Origin of the sequence: Vibrio sp. 10N.286.52.C3, from assembly GCF_041468865.1 — a bacterium.
Taxonomy (GTDB): domain Bacteria; phylum Pseudomonadota; class Gammaproteobacteria; order Enterobacterales; family Vibrionaceae; genus Vibrio; species Vibrio crassostreae_C.
Genome location: NZ_JBFRJM010000017.1, coordinates 77398 through 88223, shown reverse-complemented (window position 1 = coordinate 88223; position 10826 = coordinate 77398). Strand labels below are relative to the sequence as shown.

At 45.4% G+C, this 10826-nt stretch carries 9 protein-coding genes; 4 read left to right on the top strand and 5 right to left on the bottom strand.

The window, feature by feature from the left end; all coding sequences use genetic code 11:
- Positions 1 to 113: 113 nt before the first annotated feature.
- Together AB4138_RS07565 and AB4138_RS07560 are read right to left on the bottom strand one after the other, a co-directional pair.
- Positions 114 to 3266: an efflux RND transporter permease subunit gene (locus AB4138_RS07565; protein WP_372146441.1), complete on the bottom strand. Its 3153-nt coding sequence runs from the start codon at positions 3264 to 3266 to the stop codon at positions 114 to 116.
- Positions 3267 to 3277: 11 nt separating this feature from the next.
- Positions 3278 to 4414 (bottom strand): efflux RND transporter periplasmic adaptor subunit, encoded by a 1137-nt coding sequence (locus AB4138_RS07560; RefSeq protein WP_372305500.1) that lies wholly within the window; start codon positions 4412 to 4414, stop codon positions 3278 to 3280.
- Between the two features lie 259 nt (positions 4415 to 4673).
- Here AB4138_RS07560 and AB4138_RS07555 point away from each other — a divergent pair, with 259 nt between their 5' ends.
- Entirely contained in the window at positions 4674 to 5117 is a 444-nt protein-coding gene (locus AB4138_RS07555) for a dCMP deaminase family protein (RefSeq protein ID WP_017059490.1), read from the top strand.
- An 86-nt stretch (positions 5118 to 5203) separates the two neighbouring features.
- Here the strand turns inward: AB4138_RS07555 and AB4138_RS07550 are convergent, their stop codons facing one another.
- The 3 genes from AB4138_RS07550 to pepT form a co-directional block, all read right to left on the bottom strand.
- The gene (locus AB4138_RS07550) at positions 5204 to 6046 is read right to left on the bottom strand and encodes a mechanosensitive ion channel family protein (protein ID WP_065584751.1); all 843 of its coding nucleotides are present in this window, start codon (positions 6044 to 6046) and stop codon (positions 5204 to 5206) included.
- 120 nt (positions 6047 to 6166) lie between these two features.
- Positions 6167 to 6634: a DM13 domain-containing protein gene (locus AB4138_RS07545; RefSeq protein WP_017064357.1), complete on the bottom strand. Its 468-nt coding sequence runs from the start codon at positions 6632 to 6634 to the stop codon at positions 6167 to 6169.
- Between the two features lie 76 nt (positions 6635 to 6710).
- Entirely contained in the window at positions 6711 to 7943 is a 1233-nt protein-coding gene (gene pepT, locus AB4138_RS07540; RefSeq protein WP_017059487.1) for a peptidase T, read from the bottom strand.
- A gap of 348 nt (positions 7944 to 8291) precedes the next feature.
- Here pepT and AB4138_RS07535 point away from each other — a divergent pair, with 348 nt between their 5' ends.
- The 3 genes from AB4138_RS07535 (at position 8292) to AB4138_RS07525 (ending at position 10774) form a co-directional block, all read left to right on the top strand.
- Positions 8292 to 8438 (top strand): hypothetical protein, encoded by a 147-nt coding sequence (locus tag AB4138_RS07535; RefSeq protein WP_017059486.1) that lies wholly within the window; start codon positions 8292 to 8294, stop codon positions 8436 to 8438.
- Between the two features lie 373 nt (positions 8439 to 8811).
- Positions 8812 to 9864, top strand: coding sequence for an aldo/keto reductase (locus AB4138_RS07530; RefSeq protein ID WP_032545660.1), 1053 nt, complete (start codon positions 8812 to 8814; stop codon positions 9862 to 9864).
- Between the two features lie 175 nt (positions 9865 to 10039).
- Complete coding sequence (locus AB4138_RS07525) at positions 10040 to 10774, top strand: RNA methyltransferase (protein ID WP_017059484.1); 735 nt, start codon at positions 10040 to 10042, stop codon at positions 10772 to 10774.
- Positions 10775 to 10826 lie beyond the last annotated feature (52 nt).

The following is a 10826-nucleotide window of genomic DNA, read 5'->3' as shown; positions in this document are numbered from 1 at the left end:
CGCGATGAACCAAAAAAAAGGCTTAGCGCAATGCTAAACCTTAGTTTTTACAAGGAATTAGTTTTCCGAGGGTTGGTCTTGTAAGAGACGAATCTTACAAGACACTCAATCCTCTATTCGTCATCAAGCGGAACCAGCTTGGTATTACCACCGTGTGCTTTCTCACGCTTACGTTGCACGAATGCGTAGAAGCCAGGGATTAGGAACGTACCCGCCAGTAACACACATAACAGGCCGCCGATCAGTGAAATACCCAAAGAGTTCTGACTCACGTGACCTGCGCCCGCAGCAAAGATAAGCGGGAAGATACCTAAGATGAACGACCAAGACGTCATGTTCACAGCACGGAAACGTAAAGTACCGCCCTTCACCGCCGCATCTTCAATCGGTGCGTCTTTCTCTTCACGCTCTACCTTTGCGAATTCCACAATCAAGATTGCGTTCTTCGCGGCCAAGGCTATCAAGAGAACCAAACCTATTTGTGCATAAAGGTTCAGCGGAGTGCCCGTTAGATTCAATGCCAAGAAGGAGCCTAAGGTTGCGACAGGTACCACGAGGATAATCGCAATCGGAATTGTCCAACTCTCGTATTGAGCCACCATAAACAGGTAGATGAAGATCAGAGCCAGTGCGAAAGCAAAGATCGCTTGGTTACCTGCTAGTACTTCTTGGTAAGCCATGCCTGTCCATTCGTACTGATACCCCTGAGGCAATACTTCTGCAGCTACGCGTTCCATTGCCGCAATCGCATCACCACTTGAGTAACCTTCTGCAGGTTGACCTTGAATCACGGCACTGCGGTACATGTTGTAACGCCATGCTACATCTGGTTCAAAGATCTGGTCGTAAGTCACCAATGTGCTTAACGGGATCATCTCGCCATTAGACGAACGAACGTGGAATCGTTGTAGGTCGTCCATGCTGCTACGGTGTTCACTGTCAGCTTGCATGGTTACGCGGAAGTTCTTACCAAACATGGTGAAGTCGTTCACGTACAACGAACCAAGGTTACCTTGTAGTGTTTGGAAAATTTCCGACAACGGAATACCTAATTGCTGCGCTTTCTCACGGTCAATGTCGACATAGTAGTGCGGTACATTGGCACGGAAGGTACTGAATGTATGTGAAATCTCGGGCTGTTTAGCGGCCTCTGCAATCACGTCATTCATAACCATCGCTAGATCAGTTCGGCTACGACCTAATGTATCTTCAAGAACGAATTCAAAACCAGACGCTGCACCCATACCCGGTACTGCTGGAGGCCCCATCGCAAACACGACAGCTTGAGGAAGTTCAGTCGCAGCACGACCATTAATACGCTGTGAGATAGCCTGAGCAGAGTGTTGACCATCCAGTGCATTACGCATGTCCCAATCGTGAAGCTTGATGAACATTGACGCTCCATTCGACGCAGAAGCGCCCGTCATAAATGCGTAGCCGTTAACCAGTGTTACGCCATCAACACCCGGCTCTTGTTCAACCATTTCAAGCAGCTGCTTAGTCACTTCTTCGGTTCGAGACAAGGATGCCGCGTCAGGAAGCTGAACGTTAACCAGCAAAATGCCTTTATCTTCTTGAGGTACAAACGCCGTAGACGTTGTCTTCGCAAAATAAGTCACAGCCGCCAAAGCCACAAAGAAGAAAGTGAACAGCAGAACGCCTTTCTTAACTAAGAAGCCAGCCACTTGACCGTATTTGTTAGTAACAGACTCTAGACCACGGTTAAATGCTTGGTACCAACGCGCCGTGTTACCACCACCCTGCTTAAGAACCAGTGAACACAATGCAGGTGATAGCGTTAATGCGTTAATTGAAGAGATAACAACCGCGATACAGATAGTCAGAGCGAACTGACGGTACATGATGCCAGTAATACCAGGAAGCATTGCAACAGGGATGAATACCGCAAGTAGAACCAAGGTCGACGTAATGATCGGCCCCGTTACTTCTTTCATCGCAATAAGCGTGGCTTTACGCGGTGAAATGGTTGGGTCTTTAGCCATTGTGGTATCAACGTTCTCGATAACCAAGATCGCATCATCTACTACGATACCAATCGCTAGTATCAAACCAAACAGGGTTACCGTGTTGATGGTGAAACCCGTCATCTGCATGATGGCAAACGTACCAATCAAAGATACCGGAATCGCAACTACAGGAATCAAGGTTGCACGCGCACTACCCAAGAACAGGTACGTTACCGCAATAACCAGCAAGATGGCTTCGATTAAGGTCTTTACTACCCCTTTGATCGACTCAGCAACAAACAGTGTAGTGTCGTAACTTGCTTCATACGCCACGCCTTCTGGGAAGTTCTTGCTTAAGTTTTCCAGCATCGCCATCACAGCTTTGCCACTTTCCAGCGCGTTAGCGTCTGATTGAAGTGACAGCGTTACGATCGACGCATCTTGACCACGGTATTTACCATTACCGTCGTAGAACTTTTTACCAAGCTCAACACGTGCAATGTCTTTTAAGTAAACCGTTGAACCGTCTTGAGTTGCACGAAGAACAACATTTTCAAACTCATCAGCTGTTTCTAATCGGCCTTTTGTTACCAAGTTGAACTGCACTTCTTGTGCGTTGTTATAAGGTGCAGCACCAATACGGCCTGCAGCAACTTGAACGTTCTGCTCTGCCAACGCGCGATTCACGTCTGAAGTGGTGATATTGAGGTTAGCCATTTTCTCAGGATCTAACCAAACACGCATCGCGTATTCACCACCACCCAACACGTTAACTTCACTGATGCCCTTCACACGAGCCAGTTGGTCTTTAATGTTTAGGTTAACGTAGTTGATCAAGAATTGATCGTCGTACTCACCGTTTGGCGAATAGAAGTTCAATACCATCAAAAGGTCTGGTGAACGCTTTTTAACGGTGACACCCACCATTCGAACTTCTTGCGGAAGCTTCGATTCGATTTGAGCAACTCGGTTCTGAACGTTGACCTGAGCCATATCTGGGTCAGTACCAACATCAAAGGTCACATTAAGGTTGTATGAACCATCGTTAGCGCTTTTAGAAGACATGTAGATCATATCTTCAACGCCGTTAACCGACGTTTCTATGGGATCGGCTATCGCCTGTTCTACTACTTCAGCACTTGCACCTGTGTAGAATGCGGTAACACTTACAGAAGGCGGGCTGATTTTTGGATATTCCGCCACTGGCAAGATAGCGAGAGAAATCGCACCCGCCAGCGTTAAGATTATGGATATGACAAGGGCAAACTTGGGCCTTTGAATAAAGAAACGACTCAACATAAATAAGCCCCTTAGTCAGCTTTTTCAGCAGCAGGTTGAATGCGAACGGACATACCATTACGCACACGCTGTAAGCCTTGAGTGATCACTGTGTCATTCTTCTCCAGACCGGAATGAACAATCACACCACCTTCAACCTGACGACCCATTTCGATGTTTCTACGCTCAGCCACAGGAGCAGCTTCGCCTTCAACTAACACCATAACAAAGTCGCCTTCAAGGTCGGTTTGAACCGCGCGGCGAGGAATGGTTACGACATCAATAGATTGCTTCTCACGCAGATCAACACGAACGTGCTGACCAGGAAGCAATTGCTGGTCTGGGTTATCGGCAATAGCGCGCATCGCGATCGTACCAGTGTTTAGGTTGATACGGTTGCCCAAGAAATCGAGCTGACCTAGATGTTCGAATGCTTCGCCATTTTCAAGCATGATTTGCACTTCAACACGATCAGAATCGCTGCTGCCGTCACCTTCAATTCGGTCCATACCTAACTCAATACGCTCACGCTCACTGATGCTGAACGATGCATGGATTGGGTCTAGGCTAACCAAAGTTGTCAGAACACCTGAAGACGGTGAAACTAGGTCACCTTTACTTACTTTAGTGTCACTGATTCTTCCAGAGAAAGGCGCGATAATTTTGGTGTGAGAAAGTTGGACATTCGCGGCGTTTAACTGAGCTTGGCTGGCTTCAAGCTGTGCTTGAGAGCCTAATAAGTTTGCCGTTAATGCATCGAATTCTGATTGAGAAATACTGCCTTTCGGAAGTAGGTTTTTACCACGGTTAAAATCAAGCTCGGCTTTCTTAAGGTTCGCGTTCGCTTGAGCAACAGACGCTTTTGCGCTTGCTACTTCGGCTTCAAACGAAGAAGGTTCAATCGAATAAAGCAATTGACCCTTTTCAACCATTTGGCCTTCTTTGAAATGGCGGCTTTGCAGGTAGCCAGAAACTTGTGCAGTAATTGCCGTGTCTTCAACGGCTTCAATACGACCGATGTACGACTTACTTTGTTGGTGAGAAACGACGCTAACATCCTGTACAGCTACGAGAGGTAAAGGCGCTTGCTTGGCATTCTGAGCATCTTGCCCACATCCAGCAAGAATAAGAGAGCTTGCAAGAGCCGTAAGGATTAACTTTTTACGCATGGTTATACCGTCACTTATGAGAAATTGAACAGCATAAAAGTTACGTAACACAATTGCTTCAAATGTCCGAGGAATATCAATTATAACTGGCCAAAGTGTATCAATATGTTAATTGAAACCAAGTGCTTATAAAGTGATTACAAACACGCTACAATTCCTAAGTAAATCAATCTCTCAGCTTTTGTTCTCTATGGATATTGTCTAACATAATGTATTGTCAGACAGATAAGCATTCACATTTAATTGTTAAGGAATTCTCATGATTTCAAAATGGGCTAAACGTTTCTATCAAATGGCGGAATTGGTCGGTTCTTGGAGTAAAGATCCTTCAACTCAAGTCGGCGCCGTAATCACTAAGCACAACCGCATTGTTTCTGTTGGTTTTAATGGCTACCCACATGGCGTGTCTGATAGTGCGGATACTGATGACAGAGAGATGAAGTACCTCAAGACACTTCACGCTGAAGAAAATGCGATCTTATTCGCCAAGCGTGATTTGGACAGCTGTGAAATCTGGGTGACTCACTTCCCTTGCCCAAACTGCGCAGCGAAAATCATCCAAACCGGTATTTCTGCGGTTCACTGCCCAGAGCAAAGTGAAGACTTTCTTTCTCGCTGGGGAGACAAAATCAAAGTGAGCCAAGATATGTTTGAACAAGCAGGCGTAAAAGTCGATTGGTTGCCACTGGCTGACCTAGATTAAACGAACAGATAGTTAGAACAAAAAAGCCGAGAGTCGATATTATCGCTCTCGGCTTTCTTTTGTTTGGGGCTCAGCGGACTGCAGGATTAAGCACTGACAGGAAATGCTTCAGCGTATGCTTCCATGAAATCTTTACGAATCTCTTGCTCTAGATGAACCGCCTTCTCGGTTGGACAGAAAATCATAAAATGGACTTCTTGCTCACCTGTCGAACTGCTTGTGATATGGATGTGAGGCTCAGAACCCGGAAGGTCAACACCAGCGTGCTTTTCGATCACACCGTTGTAACGGCGAGCAACATCGATAAACTCTTCGCAATGCTCTTCAATTTTCACAATAAGACCCGACAGCATAGGGTATAGGTTTACAAAGTCTTTCACCGTCACAAAAAAGTTATGATAAACATAACGCTTCATGAAGTTGAGGTTCTTAACCGGATAAGTGAAGAACATGCTATTAGGCAGCGTGGCTGTCTTGCCAGTGAAGTGATATTGCCCATGATACAAATCGATTTCTTGAATCACGGTCGCCATCAGATTGTGCTCAATCACTTCACCGCTGATTTTACCCACTTCGATCCAGTCGCCGATTCTAAATGAACGAGAACTCGCACGCTGAATAGAACCGGTGAAACACAAAATGATCTCTTTTGAAGCCACTACTATCGCAACAGCAATGGCCGTGACAGATAGCGCAAACTCGCTGATTTCGGATTTCCACAGCACAAATAACGTCGCAACAATAATCGCGAATGTGCCGTTTTTGGTTCGTGACATCCAGTTACGTTGGTCTTCACTAAGGAAAGCAACATCACCTCTTATTTGAGATAAGGTGATTCGGCGAATGATTAAAATAATAGTGATAATCAACGCACTAAAAATAAACTTATGAGCGAGTAGAAAATCAATTACTTGCCACACTTTTTCCATTACTTATTCCTTAGCATTACAACGACGAGCTTTACAACGATTAGCGGAGACTTCGCTATGAAAAAGCGCTCAAAAATAGAGCGCTTTTTTACGTGCCTAAATCAGCTATTGGTAAGGCTATCATTTTATCTTGGCAGAAGTAATAAATTGGCCAAAAGTTTCACACCAAATCACAACCGTATTAAATCGATTAAGATCAGTACCTTCGGGAAGCTCAACCATAAAGCGGTCGAATGTTTTCACATCTCCGACTCTCAATAACTCGTTCTTGCTGTCATTGAAAGCGTGCTCGGTTTCAATGAACTTAGGCGAGAGATAAACCTTGTAATCAGGTCCCGGCGCCAATTCACCTTCAAAAGCGATCGCACTTTCGGATACTGAGACGATGCCTTCTCCCCAGTGCAAGAAGTCACTGTCTTGTCGATCTTTAGTGAACTCGCCCGTGTAGATAGCCTGCTCACTGATCGCTTCAACAGAACTTGAGGAAGGAGAATCAGGCTCAATCAAGATAGGCAATGCGTAAACACCTAGCCCAAAACCAACAGCACCCACGGCTAAGTGGGTGCAAAGTAAAACTAACTTTTTCATCGCGTACTCCCTTATGCTTAAAGAGAGTATTATTGAATACTCTCAAAAATACAAAGAGATATAACGCTCTGATGTTCTATTTTTGGTAATGCGTTGCTGTACGTTGTGACAGTTCAACAATCACTTTTACCGCTTGCTCCATGCCTTGAATGGTAATGAACTCATGAATACCGTGGAAGTTGTAACCGCCAGTAAAGATATTCGGACATGGTAGCCCCATGAAAGATAAGCGAGCACCGTCTGTACCACCTCGGATTGGTTTAACCATTGGCTCGACATTGCACTCAATCATCGCCTGCTTGGCCAATTCAATAATATGTTGATGCGGTTCAACCATCTCTTTCATGTTGAAGTAGCTATCGGTTAGCACCAGCTCAACACGGCCTTTCTCAAGGCGCTCATTCAGCTCATCGACTTTCTGCTGCATGAATGCTTTACGCGCTTCTACACCCTCACGTTCAAAATCACGGATGATGTATCCCAGTTCAGAGCGAGCCACACCCATTTCCGCCGATTTCAGGTGGTAGAAGCCTTCATAACCTTCTGTGCACTCTGGTGTTTCTTGCGCAGGCATCATCAATTGGAATTGCGCTGCAATGTTCATCGAGTTCACCATTTTATCTTTTGCGGTGCCCGGGTGAACGTTCACGCCATGACAGATAACATCGGCGCTCGTGGCATTGAAGTTCTCAAATTCCAACTCCCCTACTGGGCCACCATCGATGGTGTACGCCCACTCGGCGCCAAATTTTTCAACGTCAAACAGGTTCGCACCGCGACCAATCTCTTCATCCGGCGTGAAACCAATGCAGATGTCGCCGTGTTTGATGTCTGGATTCGCTTTCAGGTAAGCAATTGCACTGATGATTTCAGCGATGCCCGCTTTGTTGTCGGCACCAAGCAGAGTTGTGCCGTCAGTCGTAATCAGGTCGTGACCATGTAAAGAATCAAGATCTGGATACTGGCTTGGGTTCAAACTCTCGCCACTTTCCCCTAATTCAATCGTTCCACCTCGGTAATCTTTAATCACTTGTGGTTTCACGTTGGCGCCTGATGCGTCAGGAGCGGTATCCATGTGCGCCACAAAGCCAATCGCAGGCACATCGTAATCGACATTCGACGGCAGTTTCGCCATCAAGTATCCATTGTCATCTAAAGACACATCAACTAAGTCTAATGCCACCAATTCTAACTTTAAGGCTTCAGCAAAGGTAATTTGACCCGGTGAACTTGGGCATTGCTGATTAGAAGGATCGGATTTGGTATCAAAAGTAACGTAATTCAGAAAACGTTCTACAAGCTTTTCCATAATTCATCTCACCATGGATTAAGTAATTGATTTACTGACTTAATTATTATGTCGATAAGTGATACATCGTTAAATAAATACGAGCACAGAGTCAGTAGCGAGGGTTTTCATCTTACGCCCCTGACCATGTATGTAATTGCTCTAAATCATTATTGTGCGAAATTAGATGCGCTTCCTATACTTGAAAACAGAGGGTTTCGTCAGTTCAACATTGCATACGGATGATAAGAGATCGCTTTGTACGCATTCTACGCCCTCCGCTCTCAGCCTAACAAAAGTACAAAGTGGATGATGATCACAATTTATCCTTGATGCAGAATCTGTCATACGTTACACGGAGACACAGTTATGACGATTAATAAATATTTCATTTTCTCTCCTCAAGCCTCTGAGGAAACGCTTCGACCAGTATTAACTGAGAAAGAAGTTCAAAGGCAGGAAGCTCTAAGACAGGCGCAGATCCAGGGTGGATTAGACACAAACGCGACCTCGTAACTCAATGAATACCTAGCACTATTAAGACCCCTATAAAAAAGCTCTACGCTCTATCCGGTAGAGCTTTTTTTTATTTTTGATCTGTTCTCCTCTCCCCCACTCCCAAACAAGCTGAACATTAAACCTTCGCTCATTGCTTGTTGTTCTTCACTTCTCGATCACCAATTGGCTCATAGTTTCTCGCGAATGTATTTTCACGCATTGCACACACTAGCTTGCAGCGCTGAGAAATGACTCACTAAACTCCCCGATGCCATACCTTGTCGTGTCATTTTGTGCTAATAATTCATATTCGTTTTCATTCCTCACTCGCCCTCTTTTCAAAACTATAATGCGAGTACCAGAGAACCTAACCACAGGAACCCCGAATTCAATGGAATATTCAAAGCTAGGAAGTAGTCAAATTCCCGTTTCCCGTATCTGTCTTGGCAGCATGACTTGGGGGCTACAAAATACGCAGCAGCAAGCCGACCAACAGATCGAATACGCATTAAGCCAAGGTATTAACTTTATCGATACTGCAGAGATGTACGCGGTTCCACCTTCTCCAGATACCTACGGAAAAACAGAAGCGATCATTGGTAACTGGTTATCGCGTAACCCACAGCGTCGACAAGAGTTGATCATTGCGAGCAAAATTGCCGGGCCAGGGCTTCCTTGGGTTCGAGATGGCGGCCCGATAACGGGTGAAGCGGTGATCGCAGCCGTTGACGCATCATTAAAACGCCTACAAACAGACTATATCGACCTTTACCAACTTCATTGGCCAAATCGTACAACGCCTCACTTTGGTAAGCATTTCCCGAATCACATTCGATTCAGTGATATTGACCGAAAGCAGCATGAAGCTGAGATGTTGGAAATCCTACAAGCACTGGCAAGCTGCATTAAGGCGGGGAAAATTCGCCATGTCGGGCTTTCAGATGATTCTACTTGGGGCATTAACACATACCTCAAGCTGAGCGAGAAACACGATTTGCCACGTATGGTTTCGATTCAGAATGAATTTAGCTTGTTGCACGCAAAAGACTGGCCATATCTGATTGAGAACTGTGTGCATGAAGATGTCGCTTACCTGCCATGGTCACCTTTAGCTGCAGGCATGTTGAGTGGAAAGTACATCGATGGCGCAAGACCGGAAGGCAGCCGTTGGACTTACATGCAACGTAAAGGCATTTTTCGTGATACTGAATCTGCCAATGAAGCGGTTAAAGGCTATGTTGAAGTGGCGAATGCTCACGGGTTCACTCCAAGCCAACTGGCATTGGCTTGGTGTAATCAAGTTGATGGGGTGACGTCCACTATCATTGGTGCAACGACCATGGAGCAGCTAAAAGAGAACGTAGCCGCTTTCAGTAAACCGTTATCAGAAGAGATCCTGACTGATATCAACACAGTCTTTAAGCGCTACCCTGCTCCGTATTAGGCTGTCAGTTCAGCTTAACTTAAGTAAGTAAATCCCATAAGAGCGCGCTATTTAGTGCGCTTTTCTTTTTTAAGTGGATCGCTTTTGCTTTTTATATGGATCGCATTGAGCTATCACGCTTTTGGTTCGCTAACCTTTGCTCTATAATGCGCGGGCTTATATCTAGGATAAAAACATGATTTCAAAAAACCAATTAAAACTCCTTCGTGCTTTGGGTCAAAAGAAACAACGTAAAGCCCACGGCCTGTTTCTAGTTCAAGGTGAAAAGAACGTTCTTGAGCTGTTCAATAGTGACTTAGTGGTGAAGAATGTCTTTGCTACCGCTGATTTCTTATCTGAAAATCATGCTTCACTGATTGAGTTTGATTGTGTTGAAGCCTCGCTGGATGATCTAACCAAAGCGAGCACTTTGGTCAGTAACAACGCAGCGATTGCGGTTGTTGAGATCCCAACGTTTGAACTACCAGAAGCAACAGGACTGATGATTGCGCTTGATGGCGTTTCAGACCCTGGCAACCTAGGTACGATTATTCGCGTAGCAGACTGGTACGGCATCAAGCATATCGTTGCGAGCAGCGATTGCGCAGACCCATACAACCCTAAAACGATCAGCGCGACTATGGGCAGCTTTGGCCGCGTACACGTAAGCCAAACAGACTTACCAGCTTACTTAGAGCAAGCGAACCTACCGGTTTACGGTGCTTTCTTAGAAGGCGAAAGTGTTCATAAGACTGAGTTTACTGCTAACGGCATTTTATTGATGGGCAGTGAGTCTCACGGCATCCGTGAACACGCGGCTAAATACGCGACTGATAAGATTACGATTCCAGCATTCGGCGGCGCAGAGTCTTTGAACGTGGCAATGGCGACAGGCATTATTCTCGACAACATGCGTCGTCAGCATAGCTAGACCTCTAAGCTAACTAGCCAATCGACAGTGTTCAGATATTAAAAAAGGCGTA

Excerpts from the sequence above, each read along its gene's own strand:
- AB4138_RS07565 (WP_372146441.1), bottom strand. The coding sequence starts at position 3,266 with ATGTTGAGTCGTTTCTTTATTCAAAGGCCCAAGTTTGCCCTTGTCATA.
- AB4138_RS07560 (WP_372305500.1), bottom strand. The coding sequence starts at position 4,414 with ATGCGTAAAAAGTTAATCCTTACGGCTCTTGCAAGCTCTCTTATTCTT.
- AB4138_RS07555 (WP_017059490.1), top strand. The coding sequence starts at position 4,674 with ATGATTTCAAAATGGGCTAAACGTTTCTATCAAATGGCGGAATTGGTC.
- AB4138_RS07550 (WP_065584751.1), bottom strand. The coding sequence starts at position 6,046 with ATGGAAAAAGTGTGGCAAGTAATTGATTTTCTACTCGCTCATAAGTTT.
- AB4138_RS07545 (WP_017064357.1), bottom strand. The coding sequence starts at position 6,634 with ATGAAAAAGTTAGTTTTACTTTGCACCCACTTAGCCGTGGGTGCTGTT.
- pepT (WP_017059487.1), bottom strand. The coding sequence starts at position 7,943 with ATGGAAAAGCTTGTAGAACGTTTTCTGAATTACGTTACTTTTGATACC.
- AB4138_RS07535 (WP_017059486.1), top strand. The coding sequence starts at position 8,292 with ATGACGATTAATAAATATTTCATTTTCTCTCCTCAAGCCTCTGAGGAA.
- AB4138_RS07530 (WP_032545660.1), top strand. The coding sequence starts at position 8,812 with ATGGAATATTCAAAGCTAGGAAGTAGTCAAATTCCCGTTTCCCGTATC.
- AB4138_RS07525 (WP_017059484.1), top strand. The coding sequence starts at position 10,040 with ATGATTTCAAAAAACCAATTAAAACTCCTTCGTGCTTTGGGTCAAAAG.